Annotated in this window: 17 protein-coding genes and 2 pseudogenes; 5 read left to right on the top strand and 14 right to left on the bottom strand. The window is 60.6% G+C overall.

Annotation, left to right across the window (positions count from 1 at the left end; translation table 11 throughout):
- The first annotated feature begins 61 nt into the window (after window positions 1–61).
- On the top strand, window positions 62–1372 hold the full coding sequence (locus tag M2267_RS13745) for an aspartate aminotransferase family protein (protein WP_429115008.1): 1311 nt from the start codon (window positions 62–64) through the stop codon (window positions 1370–1372).
- Between the two features lie 340 nt (window positions 1373–1712).
- A complete protein-coding gene (locus tag M2267_RS13740; protein WP_402326070.1) occupies window positions 1713–2177 on the top strand; it encodes a hypothetical protein in 465 nt (154 codons plus the stop codon).
- Between the two features lie 612 nt (window positions 2178–2789).
- Here M2267_RS13740 and M2267_RS13735 read toward each other — a convergent pair.
- Window positions 2790–4712, bottom strand: coding sequence for an acyltransferase family protein (locus tag M2267_RS13735; protein WP_429115007.1), 1923 nt, complete (start codon window positions 4710–4712; stop codon window positions 2790–2792).
- Window positions 4713–4875: 163 nt separating this feature from the next.
- On the opposite strand from M2267_RS13735, the pseudogene M2267_RS13730 reads away from it, so the two are divergent.
- A pseudogene (locus M2267_RS13730) lies at window positions 4876–5185 on the top strand (type II toxin-antitoxin system VapC family toxin); the annotation flags it as partial.
- 14 nt (window positions 5186–5199) lie between these two features.
- Window positions 5200–6184, top strand: a pseudogene (locus M2267_RS13725) (integrase); the annotation flags it as partial.
- A 316-nt stretch (window positions 6185–6500) separates the two neighbouring features.
- On the opposite strand, the gene M2267_RS13720 reads toward M2267_RS13725, so the two are convergent.
- The gene (locus tag M2267_RS13720) at window positions 6501–7073 is read right to left on the bottom strand and encodes an NADPH-dependent FMN reductase (protein ID WP_402326250.1); all 573 of its coding nucleotides are present in this window, start codon (window positions 7071–7073) and stop codon (window positions 6501–6503) included.
- Between the two features lie 240 nt (window positions 7074–7313).
- On the opposite strand from M2267_RS13720, the gene M2267_RS13715 reads away from it, so the two are divergent.
- Window positions 7314–7814, top strand: a complete 501-nt coding sequence (locus M2267_RS13715) for a GNAT family N-acetyltransferase (RefSeq protein ID WP_429115119.1) — start codon at window positions 7314–7316, stop codon at window positions 7812–7814.
- 97 nt (window positions 7815–7911) lie between these two features.
- On the opposite strand, the gene M2267_RS13710 is transcribed toward M2267_RS13715, so the two are convergent.
- The 12 genes from M2267_RS13710 to M2267_RS13655 all read right to left on the bottom strand — a co-directional run bounded on the left by M2267_RS13710 (window position 7912) and on the right by M2267_RS13655 (window position 22464).
- Window positions 7912–9108 carry an MFS transporter gene (locus tag M2267_RS13710; RefSeq protein ID WP_429115006.1) on the bottom strand — a complete coding sequence of 399 codons (1197 nt, stop codon included), beginning with the start codon at window positions 9106–9108 and terminating at the stop codon, window positions 7912–7914.
- A gap of 158 nt (window positions 9109–9266) precedes the next feature.
- Entirely contained in the window at window positions 9267–9836 is a 570-nt protein-coding gene (locus M2267_RS13705) for a helix-turn-helix domain-containing protein (protein WP_429115005.1), read from the bottom strand.
- A gap of 288 nt (window positions 9837–10124) precedes the next feature.
- Complete coding sequence (locus tag M2267_RS13700) at window positions 10125–10262, bottom strand: hypothetical protein (protein ID WP_429115004.1); 138 nt, start codon at window positions 10260–10262, stop codon at window positions 10125–10127.
- Window positions 10263–10629: 367 nt separating this feature from the next.
- Window positions 10630–11973: an enoyl ACP reductase FabMG family protein gene (locus M2267_RS13695; protein ID WP_429115003.1), complete on the bottom strand. Its 1344-nt coding sequence runs from the start codon at window positions 11971–11973 to the stop codon at window positions 10630–10632.
- A gap of 538 nt (window positions 11974–12511) precedes the next feature.
- A complete protein-coding gene (locus M2267_RS13690; protein ID WP_429115002.1) occupies window positions 12512–13132 on the bottom strand; it encodes a pentapeptide repeat-containing protein in 621 nt (206 codons plus the stop codon).
- Between the two features lie 247 nt (window positions 13133–13379).
- Window positions 13380–14657, bottom strand: coding sequence for a pilus assembly protein TadG-related protein (locus M2267_RS13685; protein ID WP_429115001.1), 1278 nt, complete (start codon window positions 14655–14657; stop codon window positions 13380–13382).
- 850 nt (window positions 14658–15507) lie between these two features.
- Window positions 15508–16140: a dual specificity protein phosphatase family protein gene (locus M2267_RS13680; protein ID WP_429115118.1), complete on the bottom strand. Its 633-nt coding sequence runs from the start codon at window positions 16138–16140 to the stop codon at window positions 15508–15510.
- A 17-nt stretch (window positions 16141–16157) separates the two neighbouring features.
- The gene (locus tag M2267_RS13675) at window positions 16158–17000 is read right to left on the bottom strand and encodes an inositol monophosphatase family protein (RefSeq protein ID WP_429115117.1); all 843 of its coding nucleotides are present in this window, start codon (window positions 16998–17000) and stop codon (window positions 16158–16160) included.
- Window positions 17001–17120: 120 nt separating this feature from the next.
- The gene (locus M2267_RS13670) at window positions 17121–18218 is read right to left on the bottom strand and encodes an ABC transporter substrate-binding protein (protein ID WP_429115116.1); all 1098 of its coding nucleotides are present in this window, start codon (window positions 18216–18218) and stop codon (window positions 17121–17123) included.
- 71 nt (window positions 18219–18289) lie between these two features.
- Window positions 18290–19426, bottom strand: coding sequence for an ABC transporter substrate-binding protein (locus M2267_RS13665; RefSeq protein ID WP_429115000.1), 1137 nt, complete (start codon window positions 19424–19426; stop codon window positions 18290–18292).
- A 54-nt stretch (window positions 19427–19480) separates the two neighbouring features.
- On the bottom strand, window positions 19481–20614 hold the full coding sequence (locus M2267_RS13660; protein ID WP_429114999.1) for an ABC transporter ATP-binding protein: 1134 nt from the start codon (window positions 20612–20614) through the stop codon (window positions 19481–19483).
- Window positions 20614–22464 carry an ABC transporter permease gene (locus M2267_RS13655; protein WP_429114998.1) on the bottom strand — a complete coding sequence of 617 codons (1851 nt, stop codon included), beginning with the start codon at window positions 22462–22464 and terminating at the stop codon, window positions 20614–20616. Before M2267_RS13655 ends, M2267_RS13660 begins: the two co-directional genes overlap by 1 nt.
- Between the last annotated feature and the right edge of the window lie 168 nt (window positions 22465–22632).

Genomic DNA, 22632 nt, shown 5'->3' with positions numbered 1-22632 from the left:
AATTTGCATGAAGTTGCGGCCGGCGCTAGCCATTGAAGATCATCAAATGAGGAGCCACCCGATGTCGCTCAATTCCGATCCTCAATTCTGGGCGTCTGCCAACAAGCACCTGACGCGTTATGGCCCCGACTTCGAAACCATCATCGTGGAGCGAGCCGAGGGAAGTTTCGTTTATGATGCGGATGGTCGGGCGATCCTGGATTTCACCTCGGGGCAGATGAGCGGCGTTCTCGGCCACACACACCCTGATATTGTCGCCACCGTCGACCGGCAGATGCGGACGGTTGCTCATCTTTTCAGCGGCATGCTGTCTCGGCCGGTCGTCGATCTCGCGTCTCGTCTTGCCGCACTGGCGCCCGGGCTGGACCGGGTTCAGCTTCTGACGACGGGGGCTGAATCGAACGAAGCAGCCATTCGCATGGCAAAGCTGGTGACCGGTGGGCACGAGGTCGTCGCCTTCGCGCAGAGCTGGCACGGTATGACGGGTGCTGCGGCCTCGGCGACCTACAGCGCCGGCCGGAGGGGTTATGGCCCGGCCGCTGCCGGTTCGTTCGTGATACCCGCCCCGAACGCCTATCGCCCGCGTTTCACGCACAAGGACGGCAGCAACGACTGGCAGACGGAGCTCGACGACGCTTTCTCGCTGATCGACCGGCAGTCGACGGGCGGGCTTGCCGCCTTCATCGCCGAGCCCATCCTATCGAGCGGCGGTATCCTCGAACTACCGCCCGGCTATCTCGCAGCACTCAAGCGCAAATGCGAGGAACGGGGTATGCTCCTCATCCTCGACGAGGCGCAGACGGGCATCGGCCGCACCGGACATATGTTCGCCTTCCAGCGCGACGGCGTAACGCCCGACATTCTCACCCTGTCGAAGACGCTCGGTGCCGGCCTGCCGCTTGCAGCGGTCATGACGACCGAAGAGATCGAGCGGAAAGCCCATGAACGGGGCTTCCTCTTCTACACCACCCATGTCTCGGATCCTCTGCCCGCTGCGGTTGGCGTCACCGTGCTCGATGTGGTCGAACGCGAAGGGCTCGTCAACCAGGCGGTTGCGCGCGGCGAACGGCTACGAAGCGTTCTTCTCGGGCTTCAGCAGAGGTTCGAATGTGTCGGCGATGTTCGTGGACGCGGGCTTCTCCTCGGGCTCGAGGTTGTCGTCGATCGGCAAACGAAGGCGCCCGGATTCGAGCTCGGCGCCAGGATCATGGAGGAGGCAATGCGGCGCGGCCTCAGCATGAACATCGTCAAGCTTCCCGGCATGGGGGGCGTGTTCCGCATCGCGCCGCCACTGACGGTGTCGGACGAGGAGATCGACCGAGGGCTGGAAATCTTGTCGGACTCGATCGGCGCGGCAACCGGCGCGCGCTGAGCGTGAACTGGCGGCTTGCGCTCGTGACCGCCGCCAGCACTCTGGCAGGAAGTTGGACGCGGCCATCACGTTCCTCGCGCCGGAGGAGGGGTGAGATAACCCCAGATTTGGAGATTTGGGGCCTGAAGACAACTACAGGGGAGCCTGCTAATTATTCTGCACTCTTGAGGAGCAAAACGAGGAGCCGGGGGCAGATCCTATGACGTCATATTCTCTGACATGCGTAAACAACTCACAGCTAGCGGGCAGCTTCGCCGTTTTCCAGAGGGCGCCAGAGACGACGCCGGAAGGCGTGCTTTCGCTCGCCTGGTTTACCCGTCCGACGGCACCAGGAAGCAGTGTGACCTTTCACTGGCGTCCGGACCTCAACTTCGTCTGGTCCGAGACAGGCGCCCTGGATTCGGGCATCACTTTCAGGGCAACGCAAGTGGAGCCGGCCGATCCCAACGGCCAGAACCTGATCCAACTCACCGAGGATGCGAACGGCGCGACGACATTCGTCAACCCGAGCAACAGCGGTGCGCTCGGTTCACTGACGATCGAGCAATTGTCGAATGTCGTTCCCAATCGCACGTCGGTCGGGATTGGCATGGCGGGTGCGGCAACCTTTCTGGTCCAGGCTGCCCCCAACATGACTGCGGTCTTTACTCCCCACCCCAACTACTGGGTGGTCTTCGGCGACTACAGCAGCGGCGACATCATCAACTTCGAGGAGATCACCGGCGCTGTCGAGGTCGCCTATGGTGGGGCCTTGACGGAAAGGACCGCGTCGCTCGGCCTCGACAATCTCATTTCCGTGACGTGAGCATCGCGGGCGGAACAGGTCGAGTGCCGCGTGCGTGAATTGGGTGATGGCGGATCGCGTAGGTCCGCCATCGGTTCCACGCAATTGCTCAGGCCGATTAGCTTGTCTGAGGGGGGAGTTGTCGCACTTGAAAATGGAATCCGCCCAGCTAAGCTCTGAAATCGCATAATCTGAATTATGGAACTGGCGATAAAGGCTCGATCACACCTTCTAACGTATTGATCTAAATTGCGATCACCGCGCCATCCGCGTGAAAGCCAACACTCCTCGCCGACATACGGACATGGGATGGTGGCAGACGAGACGAAACGCGGCCTATAATCTCGGCCTCTCCACCAAGCGAAAATGCCTTCACCGGACGCGCACCGCTGATTCACACTGTCACTCATAGGATTCTCCGCATGAATCATGCAGAAAATCTCCGATCAGCGGGCCAAATGATACGTGGCGGTCTCTACGCGCCTACGATGCTAATGCGGTACTTGGAGCAAGAACGCGCACCACTTGAAGGGTTCGCTATGGCTAGTGACTCAACTAGAAGGAGATATTCTTGTCTTGTCAAACGAATGGACAAAAGAGCAAGGAATTCACGCGCACTGATGTGCCATGGCTCTATCGTTTAGTGGCGATGGTGGAGGCCGGTTGACCGTCCAGAAGAATGCTCTTGTAAACTCGATCGGCTATCAAGGCAGCGGCGTCCATAGACGGATGGTTGCTGTCAAATAGTAGCGGACGCCCGTTCTTACTAAACTTGCACAGTTGCAGGTCGCAGAACACTGAGGAGACATTAACAACTTCCGCGCCACTAATCTTCGAAATTGGATCAAGAACCGGTGATATCGACGTCACCTGTTCGTCCCAATCTGCCCTCTCGATAGCGGGGCCTCGATCAATCCCTCGCCATGCCATGCGGGCTAAAACCAGGGGGACTGAGTCTGAGAATTCAGGAATGGGACCTACTACAAGAACTCGCTTTCCGCCGGATACGAGTCGCAAGACGGTCTTGGTCAAGCCCGACCCATATTGGTCTCCTGCGCGGCGGTAATGAAAGAAGTGATAGGAAGCGAGGACTACGGTATGAACCGAGGGCAGTTCATGCAGAATATGGTCTATGATGCGCTCATTGCCTTCAGCGCACCCGGATCGGTCACCTAATGAATACCCAACGACCGGAGGGCACGCGCTTATCGTTAGAGTTATTAACGAGCGCTTATCGCCCTTGAACCTGTCCGCCAAAGCATCTGATAATTCCACGCCATGGCTGTCGCCCCAAACGATCGTGTCAGGTACGGTTGCCGGATACCCTAGTATGCAGTTCTCGTTGCGCGGCAACTCGGTTAGTCGCCGAAGATGACAAGTCTCTCTGATTGGGCTTCGAAGTTGATCCATGTCGAGTACGACGTCGCTTGGGAGACGACCCGCGAAGCCTCCCGCAGCTATCACGGAGATCGCAGCAATGCCAACTGCGCAAATCGCCGGCGCGCTGATCAACACGAGGCGTCGCCAGGAGACTTTCAGCCTGTCCCGAGCAGTCCGCTCTACAAGTAACCACGTTAGGAACGAGAAAAGAGATGTTGCTCCGATCAATACGAGCGACATTCCCAAGTCGGGATAGTCACCATAATTTTCGTGACGATATAGAACCAGCAAAGGCCAGTGCCATAGATATATCGAGTACGACAACCTGCCGACCCATACCATAGGCGCGCTTGATAGCAGGCGAGCAGTAGATGACCCCTCTAAACGCGGCCATACGATCAGAGCGGCACCAACACACGGCAATAGCGCAAGCGCTCCCGGGAAGAGGTTGTCACTCGTGATTAGTAATGCCGTGGTCACGATGACCACTAACCCGACCAGTGGCGCAACCTCGCTTAGCAAGCGGCCGCGAATGGGAGAGACAAAAACCAACAGGCCTCCTATGGCGAGTTCCCACGCCCTAAATATCGGAACGTAGAAGGCCGTTGCCGGGGAACTGACCACTTTGACGATCGACCACATTAGACTTGTGACGATGATCGTGGAGACCGTGATTTTGATCGCGCGAATAGATGTCGAGTTGCAGGCGCGCCACGCCGCCATCAGAATCAGCGGCCAAGCCAGGTAAAACTGTTCTTCGACTGACAGTGACCAAGTATGCAGAAGCGGACTAAGATTGGAGGTTCGAGCAAAATAGTCTGCTTCTGACCAGAAATAAAAATTAGAAACACCGAACAAAGCGCTGAGTGATTGCTTGCTCAGGGAGACATAGTCAGATGGCAACAGGATGAACCATGCGGCCAGAAGCGTCGCGGCGACTACGAGGATCAGCGGCGGAAAGATACGTCGCGCTCGACGTTCGCAAAAGCGGGCGATGGAAAAATCGCCATCAGAGATTTCTCGCCACAACACATTTGTGATGAGATAACCACTTATCACGAAGAATACGTCTACACCGATATATCCTCCCACCACTGGGCCAAGATGGAAGTGATAAAGAACCACTAACGATACTGCAATCGCTCGCAGTCCGTCCACATCTGCTCGATACTTCATCGGTATAGGTACAACCCCTCTGATCCGAACGGCATTAGCATTCAGCGACGCATTTGACTAGTTTCAAACCGCCGCGAGAAGATGGAGTGGATGAAATGGAAGCGCGTAGGCCTGCCGATCATTTGTAATTCTCCTGCACGAACATCCAGAGGTGGTCCATGGCGTCGCAGACGATCCCGTCAGGCTCATCTCCGACTGTCCTGGAGGCTGCCATGGTGATCGAAACTCGACTTTGGGAAGCCGCAGGCGCCGATCTCGACCTCTGGCTCTACAAGGCAGAATTCGAAATCGTCCCAGTTACAGCCGAACATGCGGATCGCGCGCGGCGCGCCTGGCGGCGCTATGGCAAAGGCCGTCATCCGGCCAGCCTCAATTACGGCGACTGCTTTTCCTATGCTCTTGCCGCGCTTTCCGGAGAACCGCTCCTCTACAAGGGCAACGATTTTTCGCAAACCGATATCGAGGCGGCGTGAAAAGGCCTGCCCAAATGAGCGAAGCATCCGCGCTCAAGCGCGCCGAAGAGCTCATGCGCTCGACGCCATCTTGCCCATCGATCGCCGAGACCAGCTTGCCGTCCTGCTGACGGACGACGACGTCGCGACGCTCAAGCACCTTGCCAGTGAAGGCATGGGCGACAACGCGCTTAGGGCTCTGGCGTCAGATCTCGGCTATCTTGAGGCCTGGTGCCAGCTCGCCACGGCCCCCCCTGCCCTAGCAGGAGCCAGAGAGCCTGCTCTTAAAGTTCGTCGCTCACCATCTCTGGGACACGGCTAAGCGGGCCGAGGATCCATTCCACGGAATGCCGGCAGAGGTTGAAGCTGGCCTGCGCTCGGAGCGCCTCCTGCGCGCCGATGGGCCGCATGCTCCGGAAACTGTGCGGCGCCGGCTACAAGCTGGTAGATCCTGACCCGCTGGCCGCTGCGGCTTGCCGTGCGCGCCAGTGCCCGGCCGCGGCAACGAAAGAAAAGGCGGTGACCGGCGATGTCCTGACCAAGCTGCTGCAGGTCTGCGCCGGCGAGCGCTCGGTCGACCTGCGCGATCGGGCGCTGCTTCTGACGGCTTTCGCTTCCGGTGGCCGCCGCCGCGCGGAAGTTGCCGCGCTGGGTGTCTAAGACCTGGTTGACGAAGAGCCAGTGCGAGCGGATCCGATCGATGCCGCCTCCCCTCCCCCCCTCCCCGGCCTGTCGATCCGTCTCGGCTGCACCAAGACGACGACCAGTAATGATGACAAGCGAGTGGTCCTCATCGGTCTGACGGTCGTGGCGCTGAAAGGGTGGCTCGAACACGCGGGCATCTCTGAAGGTCCGGTCTTCCGTCGCATTGACCAATGGGGGAGCATCGATCGCCGCGCGTTGACGCCGCAGTCGGTCAACCTAATCCTGAAAGGCCGCTGCAAGCAGGCGGGGCTCGAACCGGCACTGTTTTCGGCGCATGGACTGCGATCAGGCTACCTGATCGAGGCGGCGAGGCGCTCACCGAGATCGGATCCGACGGAGACTTGATCAATCAAGTCCCGGAAATCACGGCAGAAGATGACGACACCATCCACTTGCGCCGCCACTTTCTGCCAGCGGACATATGAACGTCCGGGGGCCAGTATCCCTCGGCCGACCACTCGACTGCACGGGCCGCCGCTATGGCTCCTTCCCGGCACTACCGCTCGGTGTAGCGCCCTCCGAGTGGCTCTAAAATTTCCTCGCAGAGCCCATTGTGAGGACCGCTGAGCCACTTCGAGAAGTTGTTCGGCGCCGCATGCGGCTTGAGGAGATGCGACCGGTAGCCGCCTGTTCAAGCGTCGCGAGGCAGGACAGAGAGCACGCGCGCGATGAAGGCTGCAAACTCTTCCATGTAGCTACGGAGAAACTGCTCGGTTGATTGCACCGTCACTTCTCCGTCGTCTGAAATCAGCCCCGGAGTGAATTGAATGTATGCTTCTGGGGCGTTCATCTGCGGTGAATTGCAAAAGCTCAGAACACTGCGCAGTCCTTGTTGCGCTACCGCGGTTCCAATCGAGCCCGGCGATGTCCCGATGACAGCAGAAGGCTTGCGTGTGAACGAGTTCTTTCCGTAGGGACGGCTCGCCCAATCGATGGCGTTTTTTAGGCCACCCGGGATTGAACGGTTGTATTCCGGGGTTACAAAGAGAATGGCGTCGACCCCAGCCAACTCTTCTTTGAAAGCTCTGGCGACCGGCGGAAAATCGGCATCATAGTCATAGCTATAGAGCGGGAGTTCCCTGAACGATATTTCTGTCATTTCCAAGTGTGCAGGAGCCAGCCTCACCAGTGCACGGGCGAGCTTGCGATTTATGGAGTCTTTGGCGAGACTACCAATCAAGTATCCGACCTTATGCGTTTGCATAGTAATCCTCCCGATACCCCTGGCCTATGGCGTGGACGGCACCGATAATGTAGCGCGTCGCGCCTTCACTGTCATGTTTCCAAGTCGCTGCAAACCCGATCTCAGAACTCTCTTGACGCGCCAATATGCCGGCAGAACCGCAGCTTTCACCCAGAGTCGGTCGCCGCCGCGATCGGCATCTTAACCGGCGGCTGCGGAAGGAAGAATGGCTACCTTTGAAAGAAGAACATCGTGCAAACTATGGCAACTGAACGACTGATATTGCGCCGATGGCGCGAGGGCGATTTCGAGGCCTTCGCGCGATTCTGGGGAGACCCCGTCACCACCGCCTTCGTCGGGGGTCCGATCCAGCGTGAAGATGCCTGGAGAAGGATGTTGTCGTTCATCGGTCATTGGCACTTGCGCGACTTTGGCTTTTTCGTTGTCGAGGATAGTAAAACAGGTGAAATGGCAGGCTACTGCGGAGCGCAGCTTCCCTTGGACAAGCTTGAACCTGAATTGGGATGGGGCATTTACCCCGAGTTCCAGGGGCGAGGCTATGCTACCGAGGCGATGCATGCCGTACTCGACTTCGCAGGCAGCAAACTTGGCTGGCGAACGGCAATAAGCCTGATCACTGATGACAATTCGGCTTCCCAGGCGGTCGCGAGAAAACTTGGCGGGGCGCTTGAACGACACGTGGATATCAGTGGCATGCGCTACGGCGTATACCGGCACGTCGTTGGAGATTCGCCGATTTAGCCGCTCAAGGGAGCGCTCATCTGTTCGGACAGCTGTCCGCGGTCTGGGAACCGCCGACTTGCAGTCGTCTCTCAATGACCGTTGTGATCGACGCTGCCTATAGCCTGGATGCGCCGGCGGCCTCGCGTATGGGCTCCGGCATCGCCGGAAGAAGGAGCAGGAGGACCACCGATAGAAGGTGGATGGCCGTGGCGACGAATGCGAGGGCCGCGAGTCCGGCTGCGATAATCGGTGCGGCGATGACGGTTCCAAGCGTCGTGACCATGAAGATGAAAAAGACGATCAGCGCCGATCCGCGCGCATTGTTGGCGCCCGAGGCAAGGATGCCGCGATAGAAGCCGATGGGGCCGCGAAGGCCCAAGCCGATCGCCATGGGCGTAAACAATAGTGGCAACATCAGCGTGTTGGTAGCGCCCGTAAGGCCATAGGCGAGCAGCGCAAGGGCACTCAAGGCTGCCATGACGGTGCCGGTCAGGATGATGTTTTCAGCGCCAAAACGTTCGGCGATCCGGGCGGTGAGATTGGCGACGATGATGAACCCGGAAATATTGATTACCTGCATGATGATGAAGTCGTTGAGCGAGCCGCCCATCGACGCGACGATGACCGTCGGCGCGCCGAAGACGAAGGTGAGAAGCCCGCCGAGCGTCAGGGCCTGGCTGAGCGCGTAGCGCATGAAGATGCGATCGGTGAGCAGTTGCCCATAGCTGCCGCGTACACCGGAGGTCTTTTCCTCCTGGGGCAGCCCGAGCACGAGGATGAGCACCGCGGCGAGCAGTGTCAAAACACCCAGCAGCTCGAACGACGATTGCCATCCGAAATGCGTGAGCAGCAGCACGCCGAAGATGGGCGCAAGCGCCGGCACCAGCGATTCCACGCTGCCAAGGAACCCGATTGCGCGCACCGCCGCCTTGTCGGTGAACAGCTGGCGGATCAGTCCCGGGCCAAAGACCGGAGCCGCCGCAGACGCGACGCCCTGAATGAACCTTAGCGCGATCAGTGCCGTGATGTCTGGCGAGAAGGCACAGGCGAGCGAGGCGGCCGCAAATGCGCCAAGCGAAGACAAGAGCAGCGCCTTGCGCGAAAAATGATCCGCCAGTCGCCCATAAAGAAGCAGGCCGAGACCGCCACCGCCGACATAGGCGGCAAGCACCAGCTGCGCAGTCGCCCTGTCGGTGCCGAAGATTTCAGGCAATTGCGGAACAGCCGGCAAGATGAGGTCCGTCCCTGCCAGCGACAGCGTTGCGCAGAGGATGAGAAGGGAAAACGTGATGGCGCGACGCGAATTTGTCATTGTCTGGGGTGCTCTTGGCCGTCTGATCGTGACCGATGGGTGTGGAGTGCAGGTGCCCTGCCCGCCAGTTTTTGGGGGACGGTGGTTCAGGGCAACTCGGGGTCACGTCAGGCTAACAAGGGCTGCATAGCTTGGACAACGAATGAAATATTCGCGTCTCAGACAGGGTCGACGCTGGTTACGAGGCGACCGACGCGTCCGTCGGAAATCCCTACTCGTTCCCATCGGATGATGCTTGGGGGGATCGGCATGTCGGGATCGTCGCTGCCATCGGTCGTGAACTGGATGGCGCCCGACCAGACGTCTTCAAACCAGCCGAGTTCCTGCAGCTGAAGCTCTCTCTCGATGATTTCCGCCGTCGCGTATCGCCAGAGCGAGACGCCGAAGAAAGACGCGGCGGAGATCCGCCACTGGGCCTGTCTCGCCGGTGACGCGCTCAAAAGCGCGTGGGTGTCGTCGCAAACAAGATGGATCGGAAACGGCGCTGTTTCGATGAGCCGCCGCAAGGTCAGGTCTGTCCCGACGCTCTCGTGCCGCTCCAGCAGCTTTTCGACCCGAGCCCGGGCCTTGGCCGAAGGCTCATGCCGGCCCGCTTCCCATCGCGACAGCAGCCCCTGCGACACGCCAAGATCCGCCGCCAGCGTTTCCTGTTTGATCTGCCTCAGCCTGCGGAAGCGTCGAAGCCGGCATCCGAGCGGCAAGGCGCAAACCTTCAGATCGAGCTCCATATCTTCCTCGCGACAATGGTCCCCTCGCCTCTCGAATAGCAAGGACGCTTGGTCGGATGTCAACAGCGCCCGGAGGCTCTGAAGGACAGAGCGCTGACTTAACGGAAAGGACGGCGTGCCAACGGGGTCTCCAGCGGGTGTTAAGCTGGATCTCGATCGATTTTCTTGGCGGCCCGGAGATGTTCGGCGCCACTACGGCTGAAGATCAGGCGATGCTTCGTGCTAGGCAAATCGCCTGATCGGCCGCCATCTGCTGTCAAAGGTCAGACAGCTGCCCTCAGCGCTGCTTCAGCGCGGTGCAACCGCGCCCGCATAAAAGCCGCCGTCGCCACCGTAGTAATCCTGTCTGACACTGCTCGAACCGCCGCCGGTCTGGGAGCATCCGGCAAGCGCGGAGAGTACGAGCAAGACTGTGGCGATACGCATTGGGTTTGATCCTTTCTTGGTTGTCACACACATAGTCACAGGCAAACGCCCGGACAACCCGGCGACGACACGACTTTCAACCAAACCCTGTATCCGAACGATCACGATATCGAGACAAAGGCGCACATTCTGGCTCTCGGCTCTTCTTGAATACCAACATTTACGAGAGAAGCGGCCGCAGCCGCCACGACGAAGACCGAAGCGCTCGCTAAATTGGATCGGCTGGCACGTAAGACGCTGGTTGCCCCGGACGCCGAGGGTCGCACCAAGGCGCTGGCCAAGCGGCTGCAATCGTCGCGCGCCGGATCAGACGCGCAACCGAATACGACTTAAGAAGACAGACAGTTGGCCGCGCGCTTCGTCGCGCTCAGGCCGCTTCGAGAGCGTCGTTAGCTGACCCTTTGTTCTGGATAAGCGTGCGCGCGACGATGTCGTGGTTGAGCCACAGAACAGGAGCCGATGGCGCCGAGCTCTCACCAAAGATGAGCTGCCCAACAGCTTCGACGACCAAACGGCTCAAGAGATCGGAGATCAGCGTCTTGCCATCCCTGTGCATCGCCGTGATCTCGCTCGACGTCCCGATCGTCAGGTCCGACTGACCCGGGTTGTTTGGCATCGGCCAGGACGAAAAGTCGTAGAACGGCCGCATCACGTCGCTCGTCTGCATATCGGAAATCTTCTGCAAGACGTCCTCGACGGTGAAGCCATCTGCCAGGAGATCCTGGCAGGCCTGCCATTGCTTGGCGACCCATTCGCCCCCGCCCTCTTTTTTCAGCGCGAGCAGAAGCGGAATGAGGGGCAGCTCGATCCCGGCAAACACGTCGGACGAATTGGTGCGGATTTCAGGGCAATTGTAGACCGTCGCCTTGATGCCGTTGTTCCAGGCTTCTTCGGCGATGCGCTCAAGGCGCATCTTGGCGTAGCCTTGGGTGTAGTTGGTATAGGTCTGCCAGCGATATTCGTTGGCGACCAGAATGCCCGTGCCGTGATAGCCAAAGGCCGAGTAGCGAACCTGGCCGCCGGAGGCCTCGATGCGTGCCCGGATGGCTGCACTCAGGTCGATCAGGTGTCGGAATGTGTTGGCCGAGACTTCGTCGAAATTCTGCAGAATGAGCTTGCCCAAATCGCTGTCGAGCAGCGTTTGCGACGACATGTGCCGCGCGCCACGCCCCTTGTAGACGCGATTGGCGATGACCATGAACACCTTGGCCTTCGGGATACCCCCGGCCATGGTGTGTGCGAAGAAGACATTCTTGCCATCAGCGATCATGCCGTCGAGGACACTCATGACCTCAGAAAGGGCGTTCTTGAAGCGCTCGACGCCGGCGTCTCGGCATTTCTCGATGTGCGACCAGTCGAGCTTCTCGTCTTCCCAGGTCTCGAGCGTCATCTTCGCGAGAAGGTCGGTTGGAGTGGGCTCGCCTTCAGGCGCGTCAAGATCGAAGCCGGCCATGATCGGCACGTTGATGATCTTGCCGCCGAGCCGCGCTTCAGCCGCCGCAAGTTCCTCGGCGTTCAGGGGCCGCAGGACATTGGCTTCGTCTCGTCTGCCAACCGTGATCCCGACAATTTCCATGCCGGCCTTCTTGGCTTGGTCGACCAGATGCGTGGCATAGCCCCGATCGAACAGCTCACCAAACAGAACGAAAACATCGCCTGGACGGAAAATGTTCGTCCGCGGGAAGTGCGTCAGAGGGGTCGGTTTCTTCATATTGCCGGTTCTCACAAGGCTGGGTCGCGGAGCAACCAAACAAACTACGTGATGAACCACTGCACTGATTGGCGGCAAGTGGGAAGTGACATTAAGTGTCGTTACAATTCAAACCGTGAGCGGAGCGGAACGGCAGCGGCTTCCATTCCAGCCCCTGAGCAGCCTGGAACGGACGATCCGTCCGCTTGGCTTTTCAGCGTTTTGACGCGATTTCCGCGGGGTGTTGAGCAGGCTTGGCTTTCCTCAAAATGCGGCAAGCGGACCGGGTATTCCACCTCGCTTGGCCGAGGCGGCAGGGGCTCAGAGCCGCTAGCACCACAGATCGTTTTGCCGAACCCCGACCTTGCGGCCGGAGTGATTCTCATCGTGCCGAAGAACTCGACACCCTCGACCCGATCCTGCCCTTGCGCCACCGTGGCCAGCTGCTGTGCGCCGTTCACAGTACGATGGCATTTACGTTCAAGCTGAGATCGAAGGCGGAAGGCCGCCGAAGCGAAGCCGCAACCGGTGAGCAGGTGGTCACACTCAGGTGCGACTCTCACTTTCGTCTGACGTCGAGGCCCAAAGCTTCGGCGATAACGATCGTCTGGTCGATCGTGATGATGGCATCCTTGAGGAGGACGTTTTCGGGATCGAAGGCGGTGAGGTCGCTGCCCCTGAGGTCACAGGTGGTGAAATCGGCCCCATGCAGCCAGGCGCCGGAGAGATCGACGTCCCTGAGCGAGCCGCCTTTGCAGGAGGCGCCGGTCAGGTCCGCTTCCCGCAGGCGCGTTTCCTTAAAGGACGCCCGGCCGAGGGCAGCACCTGGCAAGCCGGTAAAGGACCAGTCGCCGCCGGTCACCTGCATCTGATCGAACTCGCAAGCGTCGAACATGCTGCCGACGAACTTGCACTCCTTAAAGCGGCTGTCGAAGAACTTGCAGGAGACGAACGTGCAATTCACGAAGGCGCTCGCCTGATGTGATGAGGCATTGAACCGGGCGCGCCGGAAGGTGCATTCGTGAAACACCACGCCGACGGTATTCGCCTCTGTCAGGTCGAGGTCGACGAACAGCGTGTTGTCGTACCGCTCGCGCTCGATCTGGCGGCCATACCAGTCGGCGCTCGCGATCGTGCTGTCGGTCTTGGGCGACGCTTCGCCATATCGTCGTTCAGCCATATCCATCCATCCGGGGCCCTGCACGAAGCGAGCCGCCTTTCGTTGCGTCGCCGCCGAGCATTTCGATCTCCGCCATGTTTGGCAATGCGAAAAAAAGCGGGAACGAAGGCACCGTCGCATGCAATTTCGGAGGCTGGTTTTGGTTTCGTTCGCAGAGAAAAGGTGGAACCATGCGCGTTTCCACCCTTTTGCTCATCCGCGCCGATTGCGAGGGCGCCAGCGATCTAACGCATGCGGCCGGGCGACGCTATTCCACCAGCCGCACGCCGCCTCCCCTGCCGAAGCTGTTGGGGACGAAATCCTTGCCATCTTCCGCTGGCTTCTTGAAGAAGGCTGTTCCTGACACGTAGAGGTTCAGAACCCTGGTAATCAGCGCGGTGAATTTCGATTCCGAATTGAGGCTGCCGCTGACGTTCCAGTCGATCACCGCATGGGGCAAGTAGATCGCCCCGTTGTAGAAGCTTCCGGCAGACGTGTTGATGCGGAACTGGACGTTGCTGTCCTTCGCCTGCCGGCCCTGGAACATCAGGATGCCGGCATGCGTGCCGCTGGTCGGTGCCGATACTTGCAGGATCGCCGCGCCGTTCAGAAAGAACGGCGATTGCGCGTCTTCGAAGTAGAACAGCACGTCCCTGCCGATGACCTTGGCCGATGTGTTCAAGGTCAGGGCGCCGCGGCGGAACGTGTAGATGCCGGGTTTCAGCGTTAACTCGTCCGTGGAGTTCACGGTCAACCCACCGCAATAGACGCCAGGTTCGAGCGACGACTTGCTCTGGCTGTTGATCGTCTTCAGGCTTTGGGAGGTACAGGGGGCGTTCGGCGACACCGGTTCGGGCATGCCGGCCAGGGGGTCCGGCACGACGGGAGATCCGTCGACAGGCGGCGGCGAAATCAACCGGCCGGAGAGTTTCGACTGGCCGGTGACGGCGATCAGCGGTGCTGCGAATTTACCCTGGTTTTCGGCGTAGAATGCACGTTGCGAATGGGACGAGTTCACCTGGAAGCCGCACTCGCTGGTGACCGAGTTCGAATTGATGATCTTCAGCGCATCGGCCCTGCTCGGATCGAGGATCAGGATGCAGGCCGAGCTGCCGGACCCCCGGGCAGCTTTTGCGACGACCGAGATCGGAACGGTCCGGAAGCCGAACATATGCATGATGGCGGTTTCGTAGTCCTCATTGACGGCCACCGCCACCGTGTCACGCTCGACGGTGACCTGATGGTCCCAGCTGGCGGGCTCCTTCAGATCCTGCTTTTCGTTGCTGCTTAGATGGGCGCCGAGAAACCCTGCGGCGATCTCCTGTTCCGAACCGACGCTTGCTGCTGCTCCCGCCAGTGCCGCGGCATCGGCAGCGCTTTGCATCGCGGCCTTGCGGTTGACCGCGGCTGCGAAATCGATCGCAACGCCAAGGGCGGCAATGAGGGGAATGGCGACAAGCGCTGCCAACAGGCCGAAGTTCCCGGACCGACATTTCAGCAGGGCCGAGGCGCAACGCCTGATCAGTGGCAGGTTCAGTATGTTCATGGCAGTTTCTTTGCAACTAGATGGAGAGTATCTGCCTCATCGTGCAGGGAGCCTTGCCAATCCTTTAATTTCGAGCCGAGTTAACGGTATGCAGCCTCACAGGCGCTCGTCAGGGCGCTGATACAGGTACGAGGTGAGGGTTTTCGACGAGATTTTGCACTTTGCGCGTCGTGCGCCGGCAAAATCGGCCATCTGCCGCGATCGGCGGTTCAGAGCGACTTGCGTGTGATTGACGGGCAGCGCGCTCGCCAGCTTCACTCACAGGTTGTCGATCTTTTGATATCGGCGCTCAGCACTAACCCCTTTTGCGCATCTGCCTAATCCTTGACTGGACGGTGCGCTGTGCGACGCTTGCGGCTTCATGGTTGTACTGCGTAAGGGGCGAACGATGAAATTCTCAAAAGCAAAGAGGAAACATCCCGGTAAAGCATTCAAAATGGGCGGGGCCGACAGAAGCGTTTATGACGGCTTCGTCGGGGCGGCGCGCGCAGCACCCGGCTTTTCCTATCGGGGACGATGGACCAGCGAAGGGTGTCCCGGCACCTTCGAAACATGGCTCGCAAACAAGGGTGTGATGCCCAAGCAGTAGAGCCTTTCATTCCACGCAATCAAGATCGGCCGGCGTCGGCGATGGCGCCGGCTGCACGCGTCACGGCGCCCGATGACGCAGCTTTGGCTTCGCTTGGGCTTCGATCGCGTCAGCTCGCGCAAGAGTAGATTGGCCGCAACCAGGCACCGCCGAGAATGCAGCGGCGGCCGGTTTGCGTCGACAGGTTGACATCCTTGTCGGCTGTGAGCACCGGTTTCCGTTGGCCTACGTTGCGGATGGTCTCCGAACTACGCGCCAGGCTCAGGCCTTCCCGCTCTCAATCGCACGGGCCCATCCCGCGGCTCGCTCGGCCGAGGCCGCGAGGACCGGCTTCGGCGCCTTGTACCACTCGTCCTTAGGGATCTCGCGTTTCTCGCGGACGAACACGATGGCGCGCTCCAATGTCGGGAACTGGTCAGGCAGCGTCAAATGCAGGAACAGCGAAACGACGACGACGGAGCGCGAGCGGCCGCCGCGGCAGTTGACGAGGACGCCGCCACGCTCGCGCCTGGGATAGGAGGGCTTTTCGGGCAGGATCTGCTCTAGGGCCGCTCGCAGGATGTAGTGCGCGGCCAGCATTTGCGTGTCCGGGTTCCCGTCGCCGTCGATCAGTCCGATCTTGTAGTAGCGGATTTCCCCCGGTCCGTGGATGCTGTTGCGGTGATCCGAGACGAGCTTTGGCTGGTCGACGAAATTGAAGTCCAGATTGACCGCGCAATTGACGACCGTCGTGATCCCACTCTTGCGCAGGAGATCGAGGTCGCTCGCACCTTCCTTCCCGGAAATGAAGATGTCGACGCCATAGGTCGGATGCCTCGGATAGATGAGACTGAGCCTTGGCAATTCGCTGCTGGTCTTGTCGATGGTGGAGGGGGCGCTGAGATTGTCGAGCATGGTTTCCTCGTGTGCTTTCATGGCGACGGCGCTTTTGCGCTGCGGCCGGCCGAGATTTCGGCGGCGACCCGGTTCAAGGTCGGATAATCGCCGCCGCGGCCATAGGCGACATAGCCCGGGCAAAGGTAGTCGGCGGATCCTTCCGGAACTTTTCCAAGCGACAGCGGCGCATAACGCCCGCCGGCGTTCTTCAGGATCAAGGTCGCTGCTGCCACATCCCAGGCGTTGACACCGAAACCGGCGGCGGCATCAACGAAACCGGCCGCCACATGGGCTATGCTCAAAGCCGCACTTCCGGGGCGACGTACGGTCGAGAAGGTCTCGACCAGATCGCCGAGGCGGGCAAGTGCCTCGTGGCGGCCATCGAGGCGAAAGTCGCGCGAAACCGGGTAGCCGGTGATCAGTGTTGCTCGGCTTTCGTCACCGATGGCTTTCGAGGCAATCACCTTTCCATTGAGATAGGCGCGCTCAAGGTCGCTCGAAAACAGCAGATCGGCCACCGGGTCGTAGACGACCCCGGCCACGACCGATGCGCCTTCGACCGCCGCGATCGATATGCACCAGAAAGCAAGTCCTCGCGCGAAGTTGGCGGTCCCGTCGATCGGATCGACATACCATTGGATCTCGCCCTCGCCGACCTGGCCGCCCTCTTCGCCAAGCATGGCCGAGTTCGGCTCTTGCGCGAAGATGTAGTCGCGGATGCATGCCTCGGCTTGCCTGTCGTAGACCGTCACGACGTCGTGGAGATCGCGCTTGTAGTCGACGACCATTTCCGAGCGAAAGGCGGCAAGCAAGGGGCCGGCGGCCGCGCGGGCCGCCCCTTCGGCGATCGTCATCAGTCGCCGCGAGTGCTTGCGCATGGCGTCTCTATCGGAATGGCTGCGGCTCGTGGCGGGATTGGCGTCGGTCATGCTCTCTTCCTGTTCATAGCGAAACGGCCGGCGCGACCTGTCCTCGTGAGGTCGCGCCGGCCGGGCTTTCTACTTGCTGTAGTTCACGCGCCAGAAATCCTGCCACTCCTCGCGCCGGTCGAAATCGTCAAGCCCGGTGGCGGCGTCATAGGGAAAGAGGCGGTCCGCTACCTCCATGATTCCCGACGGTTCGTCGTCAGGCATCTTGATGTCGACATTGGTCGGCAGCTTGCCGTCCTTCATCTGCGGCGCGATGCCCTCTTCCGTCAGCACGTAGTGAATAAAGAGCTTCGCGGCATTCGGGCTCGCCGATTTCGAGGCGATCAGGCCGAGCTTGGTGTAGGTCCAGCCGACCCAGGGGGTAAGCTCCGTGCAGAGCCCGAGCTTGTAGCCCTTGCCTTCGTTGTCGCGGAACTTGGCGGAGCTCAGGAGCCCGAAAAAGGGCTCCTTCTGGCCGGCCGCGCCGACCGCCTCGGCAACCGGATCGTCGCCGTCCGTCACAAGCGGGCCGTTTTGCGCCAGGGCCTTGATCCAGGCGGCCGCCGCACTTTTTTCAGCGGTTTCGAGATCCTTGCCGAAGTGGACCTTGTAGGCCTCCTTCACCGCGCTGTCGGCATGCTTTTCCAGCTGATTGAACCAGTCGGTGTAGGTGCTCTTGGTCAGGGGATCGACGAGCGCGATCTTGCCTTTCCACTTTGCCTCGGTCAGCTCCCAGATGTTGCCGACCGGGCATTTGTCATAGGCCTCGGTGTTGTAGGCCCAGACGTTGGCATTGGTCGAAATCGCCAGCGGGTTCTGGAAGGCCGCCGGTATCTTCGCCTTCATATCGCCGGGCAGATAGCTTTCGACGAAACCCTGCGGCAGAAGCTGGGCGAGTGCCGCCGGCGCGTCGGTGATCAGGGCGACATCGCCCTGGACGTTGCCGGCCTGGGCTTCGCGGATGATCATTTCCAGCTGGCTGTTGGCCGAGACTTTGACGCCGGTTGCTTTCACGCCGTATTTGGCGGTGAAGGCCTCGGCCATCTCGACGATCTTGCCGGTGCTGTCATAGACATTGATCGGCTTTTCTTTCTTGGCCGCCTCCACCAGCGCATTGAGATCGAACGCCTCTTCGGCGCTGGCCTCAACCGTGAATGCGGCCGCAAGGGCGGCAAATGCCGCCCCCATGATCATAACCTTGTTCTTAACGTTGCTCATGGTTTCCCCTCCCAAGGAGACCGTTTCACATGTTCAGGCGATTACTTCTGGTAGCTGAGCCGCCAGAGGTCCTGCCAGGTCTCGCGCGCGTCCCAGTCGTCGAGGCTCGTTGCCATCTGGTAGTGCATGACCTGATCGAGAACGGCGCCGATGCCCGATGGCTCGTCGGCGGGTAGCGAAACGTCCTTGTTCGTCGACATCTTTCCGTCTTCTGCCTGCGGCGCGATGCCTTCGGCGGTCATCACATAGTGGATGAAGAGCTTTGACGCGTTCGGACTGTTGGTGCCCTTGGTGATCAGCCCGACGCCCGGATACATCCAGCCGAGCCAGGGTTTCAGGTCCTTGCAAAGACCGAGCTTCATGCCTTTTTCGGCATTGTCTCGGAACTTCGCTGAGCTCATCAGCCCCATGAAGGGTTGCGACTGTCCCGGCGCGCCAACGGCATCGGCGGCTGCCGCATCGGCGTCCGTCAGCAAGGGAGCGTTGGCGGCGAGCGCCTTGACCCAGGCTGCCGTCGCGCTGCCGTCGTCTGTCTCAAGGTCCTTGCCGTAGAGCTCCTTATAGGCGGCCGCCACCTTGTCGTCGCCGTGCTTGGCCATCTGGTTGAACCAGTCGACATAGGATGGCTTGCCAAGCGGATCCTGCATGGCGACCTTGCCCTTCCACTCAGGGCCCGTCAGCTGCCAGATGTTGCTGACGGGGCACTTGTCGAAGAGCTCGGTGTTGTAGGCCCAGACGTTGGCGCTGGTAACGACGGTCAGCGGATCCTGATACTCGGTGGGGATGTTGGCTGCGAGATCCGGCGGCAGCCAGCTTTCAGCAAAGCCCTGCGGGATGAGCTGCGCCATGGCGGCCGGCGCGTCGCTGATGATCGAGACATCGCCCTGGATGTTGTTGGCGCGGGCTTCGCGAATGATCATCTCGAGCTGGGCCGTCGCCTTAACCTTGGAGCCCTCGGCGCCGACGCCATATTTCTCCGCGAAGGCCTTGGCCATTTCGACGATCTTGCCGGTGCTGTCATAGACGGTGATCGGCGGTTCCTTGCGCGCAGCCTCTATCAGTGCATTCAGGTCGAACGGCTCTTGCGCCAGCGCCGGCCCAGTGAAGGCGACGATAGTCGTTGCCAGCAGCGCGCGCCTGATTGCCCGGTGCGTCCTTTCAGTCCTTAGAAATTCCATCGTCTGTTCCTCCCTCAGATTATGTTTCGGTTTGTCGTGTCGCACTAAAGCGCCTCAGTTCAGCGTGTTCTTGCGCAGCAGCGCGTCCGCTTCGGCGATCCGCTGGCCGTCCTTGTTAAAGACGTGCAGCGCCTCAGGCGGCGCAAAGAACGAAACCCTCGCGCCGGTCTCGACGCGCGGCAGGGCGTTGGTCGTCAAGAACAGCGTGTCGCTCTCGTTCCTGAGCTCCAGGATCCAGCTGCCGCCGGTCGGCAGGACGCCTGTCACCGTCATTTCGCCGGAGAAGCTGCCGGCGGGCACATCGCCCGCCTTGACCGAATAGCCGATCGCTTCCGGCCGGATGCCGATCGAGCCAATGGCGCGCAGCGACGGGTGGCGCGTGCCAAGATAGGCTTCGGCTGCGCGCGACAGGTCGGAGGCCGTGGCCGATCCGAAGGTCAGTATGTTGATCGGCGGGCTGCCGACGAATTCCGCGACGAAGCGATTGGCCGGGCGATCGTAGATATCGTTGGGCGTGCCCATCTGCTGCAGCGTGCCCTCGTTCATGACGGCGATCGTCGTTGCCAGCGTCATTGCCTCCCACTGGTCGTGGGTGACGAAGACGATGGTCGTCTTGAACTCATTGTGGATTCGCTTGAGCTCTGCGCGCATTTCAAGCCGCAGCCGGGCGTCGAGGTTCGACAGTGGTTCGTCGAGCAGAAGCACCCCCGGATTGACCGCCAGCATGCGGGCGAGCGCCACGCGCTGCTGCTGGCCACCCGAGAGCTGCGACGGGTAACGGTCGCGGTACTTGGCGATGTCGAGCGCCTGCATCACCTTCTCGACGCGCTTTTCGCGCTCTTCCTTCGGCAGTTTGCGCAGCCTGAGGCCGAAGTCGGTGTTGCGTTCGATCGTCAGGTGCGGCCAGAGCGCGTAGCTCTGGAACACCAGCCCCATCTCGCGCTTTTCCGGCGGGATGAACACCCCTGCCCTGACCGAGTCGACCACCCGCTCCCCGATCCGGATCTCGCCGTCCGAGAGGTTTTCGAGGCCGGCGATCATGCGCAGCGTCGTCGTCTTGCCGCAGCCGGAGGGTCCGAGAAGGCACATGAACTCGCCGTCGCGGATTTCGAGATCGAGGTTGGAGACGGCATTGGCGGAATTGACGCCGTAGTTCTTCTGGGCGCCGCTGAGATTGATGGTGGGCATCAGCTTCCGAGTCCTTCTGCGAGATTGGTCTTGGTCAGCTTCTGGGCTGCCAAGGTTCCGAGATAGGCGATCGCCGCGATGATCAGCACGACTGCGTTTGCCGCCTGGGTGTAGTGGTAGTCGACGAGCCGAAGCGAATAGGTGGTCAGAACATCGGTGCTCGGCACGGCGAGAATGACGAAGAGGCTCAGGCCCTTGATGCCCGAGATGAAGGGCAGCAGCACGCCTGTCACCAGCGAACCCTTCTGGATCGGAATGACGATCAGCATCATCCGGCGGAACCAGCCAGCGCCGGAGATCTGGGCTGCCTCTTCCGGATCCTTGCCAAGCTGCGTCATGGCCGAGATGCCGGCGCGCGAGGCATAGGGCATCTGGTCGGCGATGAGCGCCAGCACGAGGATGGTGACGGTGCCATAGAGAGCCGGCATCGGTCCGCGCGGCACGGCGAAGAGCGACAGATAGGCGGCGGCAAAGGCGATGCCCGGCACCAGATAGGGGAGGAAGGTGACCTGCCGCAGATAGACCGACAGGGCCTTCACCGGCGTGCGGATGACCACATAGCCGACAAGCAGTCCGAGAATGCCCGAGGTCAAGGACGCAAGGCCGACGATCATCAAGGTGTTTTGCGCAGCCGCCCAGAGATCGGGGCTCAAAAGCACCCCGGTCTGCAGCGCCACCGTGTGGAGGTCACGGCCGATCCAGTAGTCGAGCGTGAAGTTGTCGAGCGTGAACTGCGCCGGCAGCTTCATGATGGTGGAGAGAAACAGGGTCAGCAGCGGCAGGCCGACGCTCAAGAGAAAGATGAGCGCTGCAAAACCGGTCGCCGGCAGACGGTACTTTCCGAGCCGGCTTAGGCGGTTCATCGAACCCTTGGAGCCGACGGTGACAAAGCGCCGGGCTTCGCGCACCAGCCGCGCATCGATCATCAGGGTGATGATACCGATCAGCATGATCGACGCCGCGACGACACCGGCTACGCCGGTCTGGCGCGACGCGATGCTGCGGAAGAGCGAGGTGGACAGCACCTCGAATTTGACCGGCAGGCCGAGCACATAGGGTACGCCGAACTCGCCGAGGCACTTGGCGAAGATCAGCACCATCGAGGACAAGAGTGCCGGACGCATCAGCGGCAGGATGATCTGCATCGCCACCTGGTAGCGCTTGGCCCCAAGGATGCGGGCGGAGTCTTCGAGCTGGCTGTCGAAGCGGCGGAGCGCCGAGCCGAACAGCAGGATCACAAACGGGGTATAGTGCAACGCCAGGATGATAATGATCGGGAAACGCCCATAGGCGACCCAGTCGGGCGGCGTCAGCCCCATGGCCTCGAACCAGCCCGGCTGGCCACCGACCGTACGGTTCTTGAAGAGCGTCGTCCAGGCCAGAGCAAAGGTCCAGGCCGGTAGCATGTAGGGCACGATCAACGCCGTTGCGAACCAGCGCCGTCCGAACATGTCTGTCCGGCTGATCAACCAGGCGAGCACCGTTCCGATCACCAGTGACAGGCTGATTGCTCCGAGCGCGACCGATAGCGTGTTGAAGAGCGGCCGCCAGAAGAGGTCGACCGATACCGGCGACAGGAAGGCACGATCGAGGTAATAGAGCGTTAGCTCGCCGAAGTCCTTGCCGAGCCGCCGCTCGTGGCCGAATTGGACGCGCACGGAATCAAGCACGATCGAGATGATCGGCACGACGATGAGATAGGTAAAGAGAAGCGCCGTCAGGACGCCAATCAGCGTCGTCGGCTCCCGGGAGGCGACCTTCATCCGATAACGCCAGCGTTGCCATGCCGTGGGCGCCATCGCGCTGGCGGGCAATGTTGCCGCCTTGGTTGTTTCACTCAATAAGGCCATGCTCTTCCCCTTGGAACTCAACATGCGCTGCCTGCCCCGGCATCGATGCCGGCCGGAACTTTCAAACTGCCAACGGGGAACAGAAATCAGCCACCAGGGCGTGGCGCTGACATACGCATGAAGCCGCTCGATGACGCGAAAGACAGCGGCGTTCGGGTACTCACTCCT

The organism is Ensifer sp. KUDG1 (genome assembly GCF_050434285.1).
In the GTDB taxonomy this organism is placed as follows: Bacteria; Pseudomonadota; Alphaproteobacteria; order Rhizobiales; family Rhizobiaceae; genus Ensifer.
Note: the sequence above shows the minus strand (reverse complement) of the source record. Positions and strands in the feature narration are given on the sequence as shown.